The following is a 19,049-nucleotide window of genomic DNA, read 5'->3' as shown; positions in this document are numbered from 1 at the left end:
GTAGAGGAACTAGTCCCAGGCTAGTCGTGGGAGCCTCCTCTGAAATGAATGTCGATGTGGCTTGGTCGGATAAAGAACGGAATGAGAAGCAGGTAGAGTACTAGACTTATTCGAGTGTCAAGAAAGGAGAAGCCAATTCCAACAATAGAGACCACTGGCCCAATCAGAGTTCGCCTTTGAGCTAGACCTACGATGTGAGAGTCGAGATCTTTCTCGACTAGACGATGCTGGCTGGTCGCATACCACCATACAGCATAGAGCGCCAGCCCCGTTGCCGTGAGATTTACGCCATAGATTCGGACCGCAGTAGGCGAGAAAGGGTACAGCCCGAGTAACGATGTCGAAAAGGGCACGAAACCGATGGTTAGAAGGAAGAGAATGTTGACCCACAAGAAAACCCGGTCAGTCCGTTTGACGTAATGAAACTGATTGTGATGGCCTATCCAATACACGCCCAAAACGACAAAACTGAAAACGTACGCGAGAATATGTGGAAAGAGATTCACGATCTCACCCTCAACTCCCGACTCGGACAGACCCGCCAAAGGAAGATTGAGTCCTAAAACTAGAACCGTCATCACTGTGGCAAATATCCCGTCTGTCAGTGCCTCAATACGGGTTTTCGTCAGGCCCGCTTGTGCTATCCCTGAAATGCCCAATTTCTCTGAGACGATTGCCATTGCGAAGTGCGCTTAGCTCTTTCCTAGACATATTCAACGAAAACCTCTTCTTCTTCAATCCCACACATTGTGTAGGAAGTTTGGAATTTGCTCGCTGTTGGTGATAGCGCACCAAATTTCCGCCTACCTACCAGCAATGGTAGTTACGTTTCTTTGACGGATTTTCTCGGAGAGAAGAACATGGTCGTCTATTTCTATCCGAAAGACTTCACGAGCGGCTGTACGGCCGAGGCTTGCAGCTTCCGAGACTCCTACGAAGCATTCAAGGATCTGGGTGCGGAAGTGATTGGCATAAGCTCCGACAGCCAAAACTCTCATCGAGATTTCGCTCAGCATCATCATCTGCCTTTCATCTTGCTTAGTGATGTGGACGGTTCGGTGAGGAAGGCCTACGGGGTCAAGAAAACACTCGGTCTGTTTGCTGGCCGCGTAAGCTTTGTAATCGATAAGAAAGGAATCATCAGACATATCTTCTCGTCTCAGACCCGCGCGACAGCGCACGTTGGAGAGGCGCTGAACATATTGAAATCGATCGAATAGCAGTTTATGATTTCGAGGCTTTCATGTGATTATCCCACGTGCTGACGAAAAGTCCAAGGAGTTTTTCAGATCCCTCTTGCCAGAAGATGCTCGTGTCACGATTCGGCCGATATTCGGGAACATTTCCTCGTTTGTAAACGGAAACATGTTCGCGGGACTGTTTGGAAACGACATATTCGTCAGACTATCAGAGGAAGACCGTCAAGAACTTCTCGAACAGAAGGGAGCCGCATACCTTGAGCCTATGAGAGGAAAACCGATGAAGGAGTATGTAGTCATCCCCAAGCCCTGGATGAATGAGCCAGCGACCATTCGTCTGTGGTTGTCCCGATCGTTAGATTCTACCAGCAAGCTGCCACCGAAAAAAGCAAAGAAATAATCTATCCCTCCAAGCTATGAAGACGAGGACTAGCGTGATAAGAAGCCTGAACCCTCAACGCAACATTCGTTGCGCTGACTGCAACTGTAGCCCCCAAGAGTGTCGACTCTCAAGCGCCCCGACAACCTGTCCCCTTTGTCAGCTCGAGATCTGCTGTTGTTGGTTCGTCACTCAGCAATCGGAAAACTGAACGTACAAAGAATAGGAAGGCGGACATCGCCTTCTTCGTATAATCTAGCCCCATGGAGGGCATGTTTAAGAGAAGCATCACCTCTCTCGCCAGTCGAGCAAATATGGAAGCAGCAACAACCACAACTCGGCCTCAACCAAAACTCCACACCCTAGTTCATTTCGAAATACCCGCCAGCGACCCCGGCACGATAAGTAAGTTCTACGAGCAACTGTTCGACTGGAAATTCTCCAAATGGGGAGAACAAGACTACTGGCTAATAGCCCACAAAGACGCCCCGGCAAACGAGACAATGGGCGGACTCTTCAAGCGCAACGCCCCAACCGAGCAATTCCTCAACTACATCTCAGTCAAATCTGTAGACGAATCCGCGGCCAAAGCCACGAGCCTAGGCGCCCAAGTGGTCACACCAAAACAAGAAATCCCAACAATTGGATACTTCGCAGTTCTGAAAGACCCGGACGGAAACGTCTTCGCCCTATTTCAGTCCACAGGCGGAATGTAATAGCATACCCTGGCCTTCCCAATTCCCTTTTTTCTTGTTCGATCACTAGATACCCGGCACTCCTTTCCTTATTCGGTAACCGTCCTAGGAAGCATCCCGCTTAGAGCGCATCCCAAACATTTTTCACTCAACCCATTCGCTGTATACGTGGAGCGTGCCAAGGCGCAAGCTGCCGAGGTAGTACAGATTGAGGACTCCAAAAGGGTCCGCATACTGCAGTTCATCAAAGCGAACCCCGGCACCCACCTCAGAAAGATCAAACGAGAACTCAACCTCGCGATGGGTGTCATTCAGTACCATCTGTACAGACTAGAAAGAGAACGTATCATTGTGTCGGCTCGCCATGGACTCTACAAACGCTACTATGCGGACCAAGGCCCTAGAATCGAAGAACGCGCCATCGTGAACATCCTCTTCCAAGAGACAGAGAGAGACCTGATACTCTATCTTCTGGAGAACCCGTGGGCGACTCAGAAGGAGCTCTCCCAGTTCGCCAGAATCTCGCCGAGCTCAACTAATTGGCATATGAAGAGACTATCCCAGGCGGGCTTCGTGGAGGCCCGAAAAGAAGGCGCGTTCGTGTTCTACAAGGTAAAGGGAGACCCGGGGATGATTATTGCACTTCTCAAGAGCTATCATCCAAGAATCTGGGATAAGTGGGCTGAGAGGTTGGCCGACCTCATTACATAACCCTCGGAGCACGGTAGCGGAGAAATCATGACCCGAGCAGACTGTAGCTGATGATAGTCTTCCAACCGCCAATACTTTCTTCAACCGGGTCATCCACTGACCCGACCGAAGTACTCGAATTGGGGAGAGGCGTTTTCGCATGGGTGCTTTTCACAATCTCGCTCTACGCTTGGTCTAAGAGAAAGCAGCCCGCGCTACTAATTGTAGCAACAGCCTTTCTACTATTTTTCGCAAAAACTGTCCTAGAGATCCTCTTGCCAACATCCACGCTGCTTGACTTTATGCGGCCACTCATTGATTTCGCAGCGCTGGCCCTCTTCTTCGTCGCGATCGTAGTTAGACCAAGAAAAGACCCTGGAAAAGAAAGCGCCTGAACCAATTCGAACCTGTTTTTCAAAAAATCCGAGAGCGCAACCAGAAACCGCGAGGCTTTGACAATTGTACCATGATACCTAATATCCTCCGCGCACAAACCCCTCAAACACTACAGAGGGAAATGCGAGTGCCCTCAGTCGGACCCTTCGAACTGACAGACGTAGAGTTCGTTGGGCTCGAATTCATGAGACAGGAAGACGAGAGACAGCTCAGAAAGACAGGCCTCCGCGCAACATGGTCTGGCAGAGAGCTCAGTATCAAGGCTGAGTACCCAGCAACGTTGATATCCGATATCAAAGACGGGGTCGCTTCTCGGGCCTTGCTCTACTAACGAAGTTGTTATGGACACCGGCTGCCGCGAATATCTAGGCCGGAAACGAGTGTCCTGAGAACATGAAATTATTCCTTGCCAGCGAAAATCCCGTGACGTTGGATCGCCCTCCCATATTTCCCGAGGGCGCATCCGAGCAAGATATCGAATCTAGCGCTTCTCTCTTCATTTTCAAACATGATAGGAATCTCGCCCTGAGGCTAATATCAGTCATAGACAAACAACTCGCAGGACGAGAGCGATTAATCGATCTCGGAGTCGGATACGGCTTCATCGCCAAGTCACTGAAGGAAACACTCGGATTCCAGGAAGCGCTGGGTGTAGATGAGGATGAGAAACGGCTAGAAGTTGCCAGAAGCAGAGGAATCATAGCATACCAATTGGACCTAGAGAAGGATCCGCTACCGTTTCCGGCTCAGACAGCAGACCTAGCTACCAGCTTTGGACTCCTGAACTACTTCAAGTCTTACGATAGTCTGCTTAGCGAAACCAACAGGGTCCTGCGGCTTGGCGGAATCTTCGCCCTCTCTGTGCCAAATCTAGGATGGTGGGTTAACAGAGTGAGTCTCGGGCTGGGTTACCAGCCCCCGAACATTGGGGTGTCTATGAAATACACGGTCGGAATGCCAAATTTCTACCCGAGACAGACGCCAACGAAATACGTCCACACGGTAACATTAAGGGCACTCAAGGAGCTTCTCGAGAAATACGGTTTCAAGACAATCAAGGTCTTCGGCGGAAGGGAACCTAGTTACGATGACATAAGGAATCGAATCGCAAGAGGATTTGTCAAGACAACAGACCGTATCCTCTCAAAGAGCGTCGGCTTATCCGTCCGACTCTTCATTGTCTCGAAGAAGATCGGGCCAAATAGAACAGAACCAGTCAATCCCTGAACCATCTATTACAGGCTCCTGAAGCCACCCCGCTCTTGGAAGAGAGCCAGCATAGGCCGCACGGAATTAGGCTCGGGGAGACAACTTAGCAAGCTGCTCGCTCACTAGCCACAATCGTTTGGCCGAGTCATCATCGTAGGATTCTTGAGAAGATTTTGCCTCATGCATCTTGGTGAAGTATTTGCCCGTCACGCCATCCAAGGCTGGAGACGTTGCGACGTAGAGGATTCTCTTGGCAGATGTTTCGGGGCTTATGAAAAAAATCCCGAGAAATCTGAAACCTAACATGACAAGCCCGCCATTGTTCTTTGCAAAGTTGGTACGAACAACGCCGGGATGCGCGCTGTTCACCGTAACACCGGTGCCTTCAAGTTTCTTTGCCAACTCATGCGTGAAGAGAATCATAGCCAATTTTAACTGACCGTACGTTTGCCATCCTGAGAATCTCTTTTCACCTTGGAGATCGTCGAAGTGGATATTCGCGCCATTGTGAGCATCGGATGTCACATTAACAATACGGGAAGGAGCACTCGCCTTCAGGACGCCAAGTAGAAGATCAGTCAATAGAAAGGGTCCGAGATAGTTAACCGCGAAAGTCGATTCGAGACCATCAATCGTCGTGGTGCGTTTGGTCAAGTAGACTCCAGCATTGTTGATCAGGAGGTCGAGCTTCTCGTGTCGGGCCTTGAATTCGTCAGCTAAATTGTGGATTGAGTCCTGGGATGACATGTCAGCCTGTATCATTTCGACGTTCCGGTTTCCACTTTTCGCAATGATATCAGCCACTGCGGTCTCACCCTTTTCCTTATTCCGAGAAACAATTACGACGGTCGCTCCCATCCTAGCCAATCCCAGAGCCGTGGCCCTGCCTATCCCAGAATTCCCGCCTGTAACGAGGCAAATCTTACCCGCCATATTGACGTCTGAATTGGCCAGGCCGAACCGCCTTTCCCCGTTAGGTTGCTGATGAGGTTCTGAGCCTTTTAGGATTCCGCTCAAGAATCGGTTTGCTTGCTTTCCGACGCTTTCCCTTCTAGATCGAGAAGGGCGAGCTTTCTCTCGTTGCCCCAGCGATAGCCATGCAATCCTCCATCTTTGCCGATCACGCGATGACAGGGAATCACTAGCGCGACAGGGTTTGTGGCACATGCTCGAGCTACGGCACGAGAAGCCTGAGGAGCTCCTAACGCATCTGCAATCCCGCTGTAAGTGGCGGTCTTACCATATGGGATGGACTGGATTTTCTTCCAGACCTTCCATTGAAACGCTGTGCCTGTCACGTCTAGAGGAAGTCTTAGAGAAGAAGATCGGCCGGCGAGATACCTCAAGAATGCGCCGGCCCATTCCTTCATTCCCTTATCGTTGCGATGAAGACTTGCTGCGGGATAGTCTTCAGCGAGTACCATCTCGACTGTTCTGTCTGAGTCTCCCATGCAAACGGCACATACTCCCCGCTCGGTTGCTCCAATCAACAACCGTCCTATGGGTGAGGCAACGATGGTGTACTGGATCCGCAACCCTCTCCCTCCTTGGCGAATGGCTCCAGGGTTCACGCCGAGACCACTCGCAATTTTTTCGTAGACTCGGCTTCGGGAAGAGAAGCCTGCGTTGTAGAGCGAGTTGTTTACCGTATCTCCATCTCTCAGAAAACGCTTCATCTTAGCGAGACGACGCGCCTCAACATACTGACGAGGCGAAACTCCCAAGACTTTCTTGAAGGTCCGTTGGAAGTAGAATGGGCTCAGCTTTGCCTGGGCGGCAAGGGTTGAGAGGGTTAGTCTCTTGCCAAGGTTCGCGTCGATAAAAGCGCAGACCTCGTAGACCCATCTGTCTCCGGACAAACGCGCCGCGTCTTTAGGATTGCAGCGACGACAGGCTCGAAAACCAGACCGTTCCGCCTCAACAGGACCCGCGAAGAATACTGCATTCTCTCTTTTCGGCCGTTTGGCTGGGCATGATGGTCTACAGTAGATTCCGGTCGTGCGGACTCCGAATACAAATGCTCCATCGTAGCTGGCGTTTCTGGATAACACTGCAGCCCATTTCGCATCATTACTCAGAGCGTTTTCTAGGCTTCCATTGCCGCTCTGCAATTCTGGACGACACTGATCGAGCGTTAGCATGAGCATGTGATTAGCGTGAGAAAATAAGTAGTTTGACTCCGTTTCTTGCTGTCAAAGCATCGCTACAAGAACGAGACAAAGCTTGCCTAGATTATTTTCGAAATCGCCTGAGAAGAAGGGGGGCCGCGAGCACTATGGCTGTTCCCGCTACAAGGGCGATAACGAAGTACGGAATAGCGTTATTTAGAGAGCTCGACCTGTTAATCCCATTTACGTGAATCGTGACCGGGGAATTCGTCTTGCCCCCGTGCCCATCATCGACTGTGAAGGTCACTTTGTAATCGGCTGAAGCTTGAGAATCGGAGGGCGTCCAGGAGAAAAGTGCTGACGCTTTCCCAGTGAGAGATTGAGCGCCTGGGAAGGTGGATCCGGAAGGAAGTCCCGATGCTGTGATTGTGATGTTGTTCCAGGAGGGGTCAGTCGCGTTGACTGTGAAACGAATAGGGGAGCCAGAATTGACTGACATGGGACCGGGGACCGAAAGAAGTGGTGGAGCAGTCACGGTCAGCACTCTACATGACCCCTTGGCTGGAGTATTATTATTGTCTCCACTATAGGTGACATTCCAGCTGAATTTTCCGTCGGTTGCGAAAGTTTGCGAAGACGAAGAAGGTACAACACTGTTGTTCACAGTGACAGTGGCCACAATGGTGGGATTTCCAGTGCAATCTGAGGAGGAGAATTGGTTGTAGGTTAGTGTTCCTCCTGCTGCGAATCCACCAGTTAATGTTGCAGAGCCGGATACCACGTCACCCTTCGTAATCACGTTGGCTGAAAGCGTCGTTGAAACGGTCGGAGTCGCCTTGTTGACCAAAAGCGGCCCACATGAGCTGGTAGCATGACCGTTGTTCGGGTCGCCGCTGTACACGGCGTTCCAACCGAAAGATCCCGCGGAGGTGAACTGGTAAGCCCTAGACGGTTGAGCTGATCCACTTGTTACGGGTACAGTCTGGACCGGAATAGCTGTCCCCTGGCAGTTCGCGGTAGTGTAGAGATTGTATGTGACAGTTCCACCGGCATTGCCGGTGGTCCCCAGAAGTGTAGCGGACAAAGACAAGGAGTTTCCAACGGTAATTGCTCCTACTTGTGGCAGGGTTAGACTCGACACTGCCTGGACGACTGTTAGAAGCTCGCAGGGACTGGTGGCCTGATTGTTGTTTGAATCTCCGCTGTAGACCGCGTTCCAGCCGTACGTGCCAGCAGTGGCGAAGCTCTGAGATGCAGAGTCTGGAACAATTCCGTTTGTGACAGCGACTGGAGATCCGACGACAGTTCCCGATCCACTGCAGGTCGAGCCGGTGTAGAAACTGTATGTGACTGTCCCTCCGGCCAGGAAACCACCGGACATGGTAGAAGAGTCATGGATAGAATCACCGGCGCTGATCGTTGGGAATGCAAGATTGGACGCGATCGTGGGAGTGGTCTTGGTGACAACCAAACCCGCGCAATTACTGGAACCGAGGTTGTTAGCGTCGCCAGAGTACGCCGCCTTCCATGACCAGGAACCTAGCGAGTCCGGGGTCGCAGGAGACGATGAGGGAATACCATTACTGGTTACTGTGACTGTTGAGGTTGCGGTTTGAACGCCAGAGCAAGAATTGCCCGTGTAGAAAATGTAGGTGACCGTGCCACTAACCTGGAATCCGCCGGTTATGGAAGCTGAATCATAAACCGGGGACCCGATGGCAACGACATTCGACGATAGGCTAGTCGTAATCGTTGGACTGGCCTTGTTGACTGTTAGAGGTGAGCAAGAGCTGGTTATCGGATTGTTGTTGGTATCGCCGGAATACGAGGCTTCGAAGCCATAGGTTCCTGAGGGAACGGGAGTAATTTGAGGCGAACTTGGAATCACGTTGTTGGTAACCGTGACCGAGGACACCATAACACCGGTCCCTGAACAGGTACCTGTTGAGAATTCAAGGTAGGTTACTGAGCCGCCTGCCTGGAAGCTACCTGTCAGTCCCGCTGATTGAGTGATAGACTGACCGACAGTAATCAGGTTAGTTGATAGCGAGGTGAAAATCGATGGGCTTGTCTTGCTCACTGTCAAGGGTTCGCAGTTGCTAGAGGCCACGGAGTTGTTAGAGTCGCCACTGTAAAGAGCGTTCCAGCTGAACGATCCAGCTGTGTTGAAGGCCTTGGACGCCGAGCCCGGAACGTTACCGTTGACGACAGTGACAATTGACACAATTCCAGACGGTCCGGCGCATGATGCGGTCTGGAACCAGTTGTAAGTGACAGTTCCTCCTGCTCCAGACGTGACTCCTGTCAGCGTGGCAGAATCTGTCACCGATCCACCGACGGTGATACTCGATGAGGAAAGAACAGTGAAAATTACGACTCCCGAAGTGGGGTTGACAGTGAGAGGCTCACAAGCACTTGTGGCGCCATTATTGCTAGTATCGCCGGAATAGATAGCGCTCCAGCTGTAGGGTCCTGCGGAGTTGAAAACTTGGGACACCGAGTTCGGCACCTGGCCACTTACCACTGTCACAGATGGTAATACTGTCAGCGCCCCATTGCAGGCAACACCAGTGAACCAGTTGTAAGTAACGGAGCCTCCTGCCTGGAAGCCAGAGGCTATGGTGGCAGAATCAAAAACTAATCCACCGACCGTTATCGGATTCTGAGAAAGAGCTGTAGTGATGGTCGGGTTAGCCTTGTTGACAGTAAGAGGTTCGCAAGGGCTCGCGTTCCCGTTGTTATTCGGGTCACCGTTGTAGACCGCGTTCCAACTGTACTGTCCCGCAGGACTAAAGGTCTGGGAGGGAGAGCTAGGCACAACGCCATTTGTAATGGTCACGGGTGAACCTACAATTGTGCTGGGAGCGACACAGTTTGAATTCTGGAAATAGGAGTAGGTTACTGTTCCTCCAAGGTTGAAACCACCTGCAATGCTGGCGGAGTCGAAGGCAGAGCCGCCGACTGGGATCGAGTTTGCTGAAAGTGTTGTTGTAATTGATGGACTGGCCTTGTTTACTGCGAAGGGTTCGCAGGTGCCCGATGCGCCGTTGTTGTTTGCATCACCACTGTACGATGCTTGGAACGAGTAGGGTCCGGCTGTAGACGGTGTTACAGGTGCTGAATCAGCTACAACCCCGCCTGCTACATTTACTGGATTGCCAACTGGAGTGCTATTGCCCGAGCACGCATTATTGCTGAAGACGCTGTAGGAGACGGTCCCTCCCGCGTTGTACGCTCCGGCCAGAGTGGCAGAGTCGTGGAAGGCGCTGCCAATTGTTGCAGATGCAACCGAAACGGTGGTAGCGAGTGTAGGATTAGCTTTGTTTACGGTAAGGGGTTCGCAGAGACTTGTTGCAGGAGCGTTGTTAGGGTCTCCACTGTAAACCGCGTTCCAGCTGACTGGACTGGTGTTGTTGAAAATGACGGACCTGGAGTTCGGAATCGTTGAACTGGTTACAGTAACTTTGGAGATAGATGCAGGGGATGCGGAGCATATTCCGCTAGAGAAGAGATTGTAGGTAACGGTTCCACCAGCATTGCTAGTAGCACCCGTCAATACTGCAGAGTCGAATGCTGAACCCCCAACGATTATCGCGGTTGACGACAGAGAAGTTCCAATCGCCACGCCCTTCGGATTGACGGTAAGAGGTTCACAGGGACTGGTAACGGGGTTGTTGTTTGCGTCGCCACTATATGCAGCGTTCCAACTGAATGCTCCAGCAGCGCTAAACGTCTGAGAAGATGAACTGGGCACGATTCCATTTGTAACAGTGACTGGAGTTCCAACAACGGTCGCGGTTCCGGCACAAGTTGGGCCTGTGTAGAAACTGAACGTGACCGTTCCGCTTGCCAGGAAGCTGTTGGTTATCGTCGCCGAATCTGAGACCGGGTTGCCAACTACTATGGTGGTTTGTGATAGGTTGGTGCTTATTGCTGGACTCGCCTTGTTCACCGTAAGAAGCTCGCAAGGACTGGTCGACGCGTTGTTGTTGGCGTCCCCGCTGTACCCAGCGTTCAAGCTATACAGACCGGCGGTGTTGAAAGTTTGAGGAATAGAGCTAGGTATGACGCCATTGTTCACGGTAACAACAGAAACCTGACTTTTGAGACCCGTGCAATCAGCCGTCGAAAACAGGAAGTATGTCGCAGAGCCGCCGGGCTGGAAACCCCCGGTCATAGTTGCGAAGTCGGATACAGAGCTGCCAACTGTTACTGGATTCGCAGAGAGACTTGTGCTAATGGTTGGACTTGCCTTGTTTACGGTGAGCGGCTCACATGGACTAGTCGCAGGATTGTTATTGGAGTCACCGAAGTAGCGGGCGTTCCAGCTGAAGGAGCCTGCGGAGGAGAAAAGCTGAGGAGATGAACTTGGGATGGCTCCATTGTTGACGGTTACTGTGGAAACCGTTGCCGAAGAACCAGTACAGTCGCCCGTTGTAAACCAGAAGTACGTAGCGGAACCTCCCGCTTGAAATGCGCCCGTCATGGTAGCGGAATCGTATACCGAGCCGCCCACGGTTATTGGATTCGCAGAAAGAGCCGTACTGATCGCGGGGTTGGCCTTGTTGACAGTGAGGGGTTCGCAGGAACCGGTAACGGGGTTGTTGTTTGCATCGCCACTATAGACAACGCTCCAGCCGTACCCGCCCGCATTGTTGAAGGTCTGGGGCGCGGACCCGGGTACGATCCCATTCGTTACAGCGACTGGAGACCCGACGGTAGTGGGACTCCCCGTGCAGGAGCTCCCTATGAAGAACACATAGGTTACGGTGCCACTGGGCTGGTAACCGCCAGTCATAGTGGCGGAATCGGAAACAGAGGATCCGACAGGGATTGTTGTTAGCGATAGAGTTGTTGTGATTCCTGGACTTGCCTTCAGCACGTTGAACGGTTCGCACACGCTTATTGCGGGTTTGTTGTTCGCGTCACCGGCATAGGATGCTTGGAAGCCGTACGCGCCCGCTGGGGTTGGGCTTGTCGCTGAAGAGTCTGGAACGACACCGTTGGTGACGGTGACTGTTGAGATGACTACTCCGGAGGCAGTACATCCCGTATCGGAGAACAGTGTGTATGTCACAGAGCCGCCGGCGTTAAACCCGTTCGACAGGGTGGCGGAGTCATGAACAGGAGTCCCGACTGGGACGTTGGCAATAGAGACGGTAGTTGTTATGCTTGGAACGGCTTGGTTCACATTGAGAGGCTCGCAAAGACTCGTGGCACCTCCATTGTTTGCGTCACCACTGTAAATGGCATTCCAGCTAAACGAGCCAGCAGAGCTGTAGGTCTTTGATGCTGATCCAGGAACTACCCCGTTTGTAACGGTAGTTGTTGACACTGCTCCAGGTGTTCCGGTACATGTTGCTGTCTGGAACGAGTTGTAGGTTACGGTTCCTCCAGCTCCAGACGTGACGCCGGTGAGTGTTGCAGAATCGGATACGGACCCGCCTACTGTGATACTTGAAGAGGATAGCGTTGTGGAGACCGTGATTCCGGTCGTGGGGTTGACCGTGAGAGGTTCGCAGGGGCTGGTGGCCAGGTTGTTGTTCGCATCTCCACCATAGACCGCGTTCCAACTGTAGGGTCCTGCCGAATTGAACGCTCGAGCTGCAGAACTTGGTATGCCGCCACCAACCAGGGCCACGGTCGAAACAACATTCGCTGCACCGCTACATGTATTGCCAGTGAACCAGTTGTAAGTAACAGTCCCTCCAGCCTGGAAACCCCCCGTCATAGTAGCTGAATCGGAGACTGAGCCACCGACAGTTATTGGATTCGTGGAGAGTGTTGTACTGATAACGGGGCTAGCCTTATTGACCGTTAGAAGCTCGCATGCACTTGCAACAGCATTGTTGTTTGAATCGCCATTGTAGACTGCGTTCCAACTGTATGGTCCCGCAGAACTAAAAGTCTGAGAGGGAGAACTAGGTACTAGACCACTGGTCATGGTAACAGGAAGACCGACGGTTGTGCCGGGACCAGCACAGACGGAGCCTTGGAAGTAACTGTAAGTAACTGTTCCGCTGGGGCTGAAACCGCCAGTGACAGTGGCAGAGTCGGAAGTGGATCCGCCAACCGCAATCGGATTGGTTGCAAGCGCGGTGGAAATAGTGGGACTAGCCTTGGTGACCGAGAAGGGTTCACAACCACTCGACACAGCGTTGTTATTCGCGTCGCCGCTGTAAGAGGCCTGGAACGAGTAGGGTCCTGCTGGAGACGGAGTTACTGAGACGGAATCAGGCGCTGTTCCCCCGGCAACGATTACTGGATTCCCAACCGGAGTAGCGTTTCCAGAACAAGCATTGTTGCTGAAAATGCTATAGGAGACAGTTCCCCCAGCGTTGTACGATCCGGTCATTGTTGAGGAGTCGTGGAAAGCACTACCTACCGTTCCGGATGGAGCGGAAACAGTTGTGGAGAGTGTTGGCGAAGCTTTTTGGATAGTGAGCGGTTCGCAGAGACTTGTTGCTGGGGCATTGTTAGCGTCTCCACTGTAGCCCGCGTTCCAGCTGAACGCGGTCGTACTATTGAATATGACCGTCCTAGAATTCGGGACAGTTGAACTCGCTACCGTGACTTGCGAGATAATGGAAGAAGTCCCGGAGCATATGCCATTCAAGAAGAGATTGTAGGTGACCGTTCCGCCGGCATTGGTAGTGGCACCGGTCAATACGGCGGAGTCTGATGCTGAGTTTCCCACGACTATGGTTGTCGAGGAAAGGTTAGTCGTGATTGCCACACCTTTTGGATTGACGGTCAGAGGCTCGCATGTACTCGTGGCTGCGTTATTGTTGGCATCACCGGTGTATACTCCATTCCAGCTGTATGGTCCCGCGGCGTTGAAAGTCTGAGATGCAGAGTTCGGGACGATTCCACCCGCCACCGTTACAGGAGATCCGACGATGGTTGCGGGTCCTGCACATGTTGAACCGGAGAAGAAACTGTACGTGACAGTCCCACTCGCCTGGAAACCGTTAGTCATCGTCGCCGAATCTGAGACTGAGCCGCCAACTGTTATGACGCTCAGCGAGAGGGTTGTGCTGATGGTTGGACTCGCTTTGCTCACGGTAAGAAGCTCACAGGGACTGGTCGTTGGGTTGTTGTTGGAGTCCCCACTATAGCCAAGGTTCCAACTAGCCAGACCGGCTGAGTTGAAGGTTTGAGAAACAGAGTTGGGTATGACTCCGTTGCTCACGGTGACAATGGAAACCTGGATTTTGGAACCGGTGCAGTCGGCCGTGGAAAAGAGGAAGTAGGTTGCGGACCCGCCTGCTTGGAAGCCCCCGTTCATGGTGGCGAAATCGGACACTGAGCCACCTACCGTAATGGGATTCGCAGAAAGAGCCGTAGTGAGTGTAGGGCCGGCCTTGCTGACTGTCAGAGGCTCGCAGGCACTTGTAATTGGGTTGTTGTTGGCATCGCCACTATACGCGGCGTTCCAGCCATAGGAGCCGGCGCTGTTGAATCCCTGAGACGAAGAGCCAGGTACGACGCCATTCGTGACTGTAACCGGTGAACCGACACTGGTGGCAGTGCCGGTGCATGAACTTCCCGTAAAGTATGAGTAGGCTACAGTCCCACTTGGTTGGTAGCCACCAGTCATAGTGACCGAATCAGTGACCGAGGATCCAACAGGGATTGTTGTCTGCGAGAGACTTGTCGTGATTGTTGGACTGGCCTTGTTGACTGTCAGAGATGAGCAAGAGCTGACTATCGGGTTGTTGTTGGCGTCTCCGGAATAGGATGCCTCGAATCCGTAGGTTCCCGAAGGAACAGGATTGATCGGGGATGAACTTGGGATAACATTGCTCGTCACGGTCACGGTGGACGCGACAGTGCTGCTGCCTGAGCAGGTACTCGATGAGAACTCTAGGTAGCTTACTGATCCTCCGGCTTGGAAGCCACCTGTGAGAGTTGCGGACTCGGTGACAGGCTGACCAACAATAATCGAGTTAGAGGACAGCGAAGTGGTAATCGTTGGACTTGTCTTGCTTACTGACAGGGGTTCGCATGGACTCGGAGCTCCTGAGTTGTTTGGATCGCCGCTATAGATCGCGTTCCAGCTGTACATTCCAATAGAACTGAAGGTCTGAGGAGAAGAATTGGGAACTACTCCATTTGTCACGGTCACCGTCGAGACAGGGGAAGCGGACCCGGAACATGTTCCGCCTGTAAAGAGATTGTATGTGACTGTTCCGCCCGCGGTGGTTGTAGCACCTGTTATCGTGGCGGAGTCGAACACTGAGCTTCCCACGGTAATTGTCGTCGAGGACAGGGTTGTGGCGATGGTTACTCCCTTCGGGTTAACAGTTAGAGGTTCACAAACGCTAGTGACAACATTGTTGTTGGTATCACCGCTGTATGCTGCATTCCAGCTGTATGGTCCCGCGGCGTTGAAAGTCTGAGATGCAGAATTCGGGACGATTCCATTCGATACGGCAACCGGAGATCCAACGACGGTTGCAGTTCCACCACATGCAGAGCCAGAGAAGAAACTGTAGGTTACTGTCCCTCCGGCTTGGAAAAAGTTAGTTAGAGTTGCAGAATCTGTAGCTGAGTTACCTACGGTTATTGGGTTCTGCGAGAGAACGGTAGCGATTGTAGGATTGGTTTTGCTTATTGTAAGAGGCTCGCAAGGACTAGTAGCAAGACTGTTGTTTGCATCGCCACTGTAAGCGGCGTTCCAGCTGTAGAGGCCAGCTGCGTTGAAGGGTTGTGAATTGGAATTGGGGACAACGCCGCTTGTGACGGTGACGGGTGACCCTACCTGGGTCCCAGTTCCCGTGCATGAGCTTCCCGCGAAGAACTTGTAGGTAACAGTACCACTTGCCTGGAATCCGTTAGATATGCTTGCCGAGTCAGACACCGAGCCTCCGACAGTGAGGCTGGACTGCGATAGTGTCGTCGCGATAGCTGGAGTTGTTTTGTTCACGATCAGAGACTGGCAAGAACTGGCATTGGGATTGTTATTGGCGTCGCCACTGTAGGCAGCTTGCCAATTGAAGGTTCCAGTAGAATTGAAGATAACGGAGAATGGACCTACGGAACTGGATACCAGGGTAAACGTCTTACTTTTCACAGGCGACCCTGGGCAGCCAGTTCCGGAGAAAATACCGAGGGTAACTGTTCCAGTTGGGTTGAAGCCTCCCGATAGTGTCGCGTTGGCATTTGCCGAATTCCCGACAATGATTGTTGTTGCAGAGACGGTCTCAGCAATCGCAGGAGAAGCCAATGCAACAGTCAGGGTCTCGGTTCCACAAACACTTGTAGCTACACCATTGCTTGCGTCTCCACTGTAGACGGCTTGCCAGTTGAAAGTACCAGTGCTGTTGAAGACTACACTGACAGGGCCTGCGGACCCTGAAGCTAATGGAACAGTCTTCGTCGCAACGGCCGTGCCGGAACAGGCACTGCCCAAGTATACATTGAAGGTCACGGTTCCTGTTGGCGCGGTCCCGCCTGTCACCGTTGCAGTGTCACTGGCGGAGTTCCCAACGACTACAGAATTGGGCGAGAGTGAGGTGGTGATCGATGGCGTGGCCTTCCCAATAGAGAGGGATTCCGAGCCGCAAAGGCTCGTCGAAAGACCATTGTTAGAATCCCCACTGTAAATAACCAGCCACTGGAAAGTACCAGTAGCATTGAACTGCACATTCCTTGAGTTGGGAATCGCTCCACTCACTGAGTTTACACTCACCGTCTGGGTGAAAACGAGTGTCCCAGTGCATCCAGTCCCAGCAAACACGCTGTAAGTGGCCGTGCCACCCGTGCTGAAGCCGCCAAAGAACCCCGTCAGCGTAGCAGAATCTGAAACTACTCCACCAGGAACGATCGATAAAGCCGAAAGGTTAGTCCCGACAGTTGTCGCCGTCTGTTTGACTGTCAGAGCCTCCGAGCCGCACGTAGTGGGTTGTGGAGGATTATTGTTCGGATCGCCGGTGTACGTGGCCTGCCAAACGTAAGACCCTGTGACATTAAATTGAACAGCCCTTGAGCTGGGAACTATGCCATTTGTGACTGGTACAGCTTGAGCAAAGACTGGTGTGCCGGAGCAGATAGCTCCTGAGAACACACTGTAGGTGACAGTGCCCCCCGCCGTGGTTGTAGCACCGGTTAGAACCGCTGAATCGCTCACTGAGCCACCTGCGGAAATCGATGATGCTGAGAGAGTAGTCCCAATTGTAGGGTTGGCTTTAGTCACGGTCAAGGTTACAATTGTGGAGTGGAATAGCAACCCGCTCGTTGCGGTTATGTTGATGCTGTAAGTCCCGGAAATCATTCCAGCGTTAACTGTGAGAACCGTCGAGTTCGTTCCATCGTTTGTCGGTGTGGCCTTCAGTTTGAGACTCGAAGATCCAGGTGTTGCTGTGGGACCAGAGGGAGTCACAGAAGCGGCTAGATTGACGGTCCCTGAATACTTTCCAGAGCCTATCAGTGTTATGATAATCGAGCTATCAATCGTTCCAGGGCTCAGCGTCAACGCGGTCTTGGTAGTGCTCATGGTAAAGTCTCCTAGGACCCGGACTTTGACTATCGTCGCGTGAGACGTGGGTCCACTTGTTGCGCCAACTGCTACAGTATAGTTACCCGGAGCCGACCCAGTCACAGAGAGGGTCGCAGATCCCGAACTCTTTGAGGCAATGGGAATGCTTGACGGGCTAATTGAGAACGTGAGTCCCGACGGCGAACTTGTGGGAGAGAGGGTTATGGTCCCAGCAAAATTGTTCAGACTGGCCAGGTTGATCGTAGACGTGTCTGAGGCGTTGAAATTGAGCGTAAGAGCAGGCTTGGAAGCAGAGATGCTAAAGTCTTGAACGCTAACCGCAACTTGGGCAGAAAATGAAAGCGTGCCAGATGTCCCCGTCACTGTGAGCGTTACGTTACCTCCGGGAGACAGCCCAGTGACTTGAAGTGACGCCGTAGCCGTCGGGTTCTGAGCGGTAAGATCAACACTACCCGGCGTTATCATAGGACTTGCACACGCACACCCTGACGCGGTCAAGCCAAGGCTTACTATGCCAGTGAAGCCAGCTTGGCTGGTAACGGTAATAGTCGATGAGCTGGATGCTCCCACCTGAAGTACGAGCGACGTGGGACTGGACGACATAGTGAACGCCTGTCCTATGGTGAAGCTATCTTGGAATGATCCTGAAAACGAGCTTTTCGCGTCTATCCGACTAGCGGATACCGTGTATTGCATGAAACCATGCCCGTTGCCGGGCGTGTTTGTCCCCATTAGCTTTGTAAAATACGGAGCTTCCGCCGCGCAGGGGCTACAACCACCTAAGGACGTGTCGTTCACCGTGTTGAAGGGAGCTCCGAAGGTTCCTTGAATGACAACCACGGTGCCAGCTCCAGGAGTATAGACTCCAGCAGACCCGTCGTTGACAATACAGTTCGGATTGTACGTCGCATAGCTATTGCTAGTTGTAATCTTAGTGCAGGTGCTAGTGTTGAAAGCAAGCTGCTTGCTTCGCTGGTATGAGTGATCATGACCTTCCAAAATGAGATCCACTTTTTTGGAAATCATCAGGTTCAACAGATCGGGACCAATGTTACAGGTTTGATCTCCCGCGCTAATGCAGACCTTGTGCATGCCAACAAGGATCCATTTGATGGTGCTTGATGCCCGAGCAGAGTCGATCGTGCTTGACACCCAGCTGTAGTGGGGATCGCCGAAGTTGTAACCCCAGCATCCAAACGTATCAGTGCAGGTGGTGCCCGGCCAAGAAGCGTTGCACCTGATAGTGGTTAGTGGAGTGCAGACTCCAGTAACGTTGTAGACAACCGGAGAGATCATTATGAATCGGGCAATGGGGTTGACAGCGGGATAGTCGAAGTAGTACTCTTTCCCATAGCAGTTGAGTAGGACGGGACCACAGCTCAAAGGTGAAGGAGTGAGAGTGTAGGGGCACCCATTGACGTACCTCTCATAGCTTCTCGTAGCTTGAGCGGTACTATTTTCTTCCCCTGTGTCGTGGTTCCCGGCGAGAACTTCGACATTGTTGTATGAACCCTTGAACTGGCTGCACCAATTCGTACCATCTATCGCGCCATCGTAGCTCAGATCTCCTATCGCTAGATAGAAATCCGAGCCAGAGGCTGCCAGCCGACTCAAACTGGCCGCCGTGTCGCCTGCTGTCAGCGAAGCGCCATGATCTCCTCCAACAGAGAAAGTGAATGATGTCGCGGTCGCGGCGTGTGAAACGGGAACGGTAGTGCCAGTAGCTGAGAGGGCGATCATGCAGATGAGTGCAACTAGCCCCAGAGGTAACCTGTTTACCAACGTGAACTATCGCGGAAGTAAGCTAGCCCTACATAATAAGTTACAGACGTTCAATGCAGAGCAAACGATCCCATGATATAGAAAAGTATA

11 protein-coding genes are annotated in these 19,049 nt (G+C 52.3%); 7 read left to right on the top strand and 4 right to left on the bottom strand.

Annotated features, from left to right (window positions below; all coding sequences use genetic code 11):
- Positions 1-20: 20 nt before the first annotated feature.
- The gene (locus VGS11_10060) at positions 21-680 is read right to left on the bottom strand and encodes a TMEM175 family protein (protein HEV2120431.1); all 660 of its coding nucleotides are present in this window, start codon (positions 678-680) and stop codon (positions 21-23) included.
- An 87-nt stretch (positions 681-767) separates the two neighbouring features.
- On the opposite strand from VGS11_10060, the gene VGS11_10055 reads away from it, so the two are divergent.
- The 7 genes from VGS11_10055 (at position 768) to VGS11_10025 (ending at position 4,586) form a co-directional block, all read left to right on the top strand.
- Complete coding sequence (locus VGS11_10055) at positions 768-1,220, top strand: peroxiredoxin (protein HEV2120430.1); 453 nt, start codon at positions 768-770, stop codon at positions 1,218-1,220.
- 76 nt (positions 1,221-1,296) lie between these two features.
- Positions 1,297-1,599 (top strand): TfoX/Sxy family protein, encoded by a 303-nt coding sequence (locus tag VGS11_10050; GenBank protein HEV2120429.1) that lies wholly within the window; start codon positions 1,297-1,299, stop codon positions 1,597-1,599.
- A gap of 242 nt (positions 1,600-1,841) precedes the next feature.
- Positions 1,842-2,294 carry a VOC family protein gene (locus VGS11_10045; GenBank protein ID HEV2120428.1) on the top strand — a complete coding sequence of 151 codons (453 nt, stop codon included), beginning with the start codon at positions 1,842-1,844 and terminating at the stop codon, positions 2,292-2,294.
- A 147-nt stretch (positions 2,295-2,441) separates the two neighbouring features.
- Positions 2,442-2,984, top strand: a complete 543-nt coding sequence (locus VGS11_10040; protein HEV2120427.1) for a winged helix-turn-helix transcriptional regulator — start codon at positions 2,442-2,444, stop codon at positions 2,982-2,984.
- 50 nt (positions 2,985-3,034) lie between these two features.
- Positions 3,035-3,358, top strand: coding sequence for a hypothetical protein (locus tag VGS11_10035; GenBank protein ID HEV2120426.1), 324 nt, complete (start codon positions 3,035-3,037; stop codon positions 3,356-3,358).
- Positions 3,359-3,480: 122 nt separating this feature from the next.
- Complete coding sequence (locus VGS11_10030) at positions 3,481-3,690, top strand: hypothetical protein (protein HEV2120425.1); 210 nt, start codon at positions 3,481-3,483, stop codon at positions 3,688-3,690.
- Positions 3,691-3,752: 62 nt separating this feature from the next.
- Positions 3,753-4,586 carry a class I SAM-dependent methyltransferase gene (locus tag VGS11_10025; protein ID HEV2120424.1) on the top strand — a complete coding sequence of 278 codons (834 nt, stop codon included), beginning with the start codon at positions 3,753-3,755 and terminating at the stop codon, positions 4,584-4,586.
- Positions 4,587-4,652: 66 nt separating this feature from the next.
- Here the strand turns inward: VGS11_10025 and VGS11_10020 are convergent, their stop codons facing one another.
- The 3 genes from VGS11_10020 to VGS11_10010 form a co-directional block, all read right to left on the bottom strand.
- The gene (locus tag VGS11_10020) at positions 4,653-5,501 is read right to left on the bottom strand and encodes an SDR family oxidoreductase (GenBank protein ID HEV2120423.1); all 849 of its coding nucleotides are present in this window, start codon (positions 5,499-5,501) and stop codon (positions 4,653-4,655) included.
- 80 nt (positions 5,502-5,581) lie between these two features.
- Positions 5,582-6,709, bottom strand: a complete 1,128-nt coding sequence (gene ada, locus VGS11_10015) for a bifunctional DNA-binding transcriptional regulator/O6-methylguanine-DNA methyltransferase Ada (GenBank protein HEV2120422.1) — start codon at positions 6,707-6,709, stop codon at positions 5,582-5,584.
- A gap of 91 nt (positions 6,710-6,800) precedes the next feature.
- A complete protein-coding gene (locus VGS11_10010; protein ID HEV2120421.1) occupies positions 6,801-18,959 on the bottom strand; it encodes a hypothetical protein in 12,159 nt (4,052 codons plus the stop codon).
- Between the last annotated feature and the right edge of the window lie 90 nt (positions 18,960-19,049).

It is taken from the genome of Candidatus Bathyarchaeia archaeon (assembly GCA_035935655.1).
GTDB lineage: Archaea > Thermoproteota > Bathyarchaeia > 40CM-2-53-6 > 40CM-2-53-6 > 40CM-2-53-6.
The sequence above is the reverse complement of the archived record's forward strand: the minus strand, read 5'-3'. Positions and strand labels throughout refer to the sequence as shown.

Coding starts and splice junctions, on each gene's coding strand:
- VGS11_10020 (HEV2120423.1), bottom strand. CDS start 5,501: ATGGCGGGTAAGATTTGCCTCGTTACAGGCGGGAATTCTGGGATAGGC.
- VGS11_10025 (HEV2120424.1), top strand. CDS start 3,753: ATGAAATTATTCCTTGCCAGCGAAAATCCCGTGACGTTGGATCGCCCT.
- VGS11_10035 (HEV2120426.1), top strand. CDS start 3,035: ATGATAGTCTTCCAACCGCCAATACTTTCTTCAACCGGGTCATCCACT.
- ada (HEV2120422.1), bottom strand. CDS start 6,709: ATGCTAACGCTCGATCAGTGTCGTCCAGAATTGCAGAGCGGCAATGGA.
- VGS11_10045 (HEV2120428.1), top strand. CDS start 1,842: ATGGAGGGCATGTTTAAGAGAAGCATCACCTCTCTCGCCAGTCGAGCA.
- VGS11_10030 (HEV2120425.1), top strand. CDS start 3,481: ATGCGAGTGCCCTCAGTCGGACCCTTCGAACTGACAGACGTAGAGTTC.
- VGS11_10060 (HEV2120431.1), bottom strand. CDS start 680: ATGGCAATCGTCTCAGAGAAATTGGGCATTTCAGGGATAGCACAAGCG.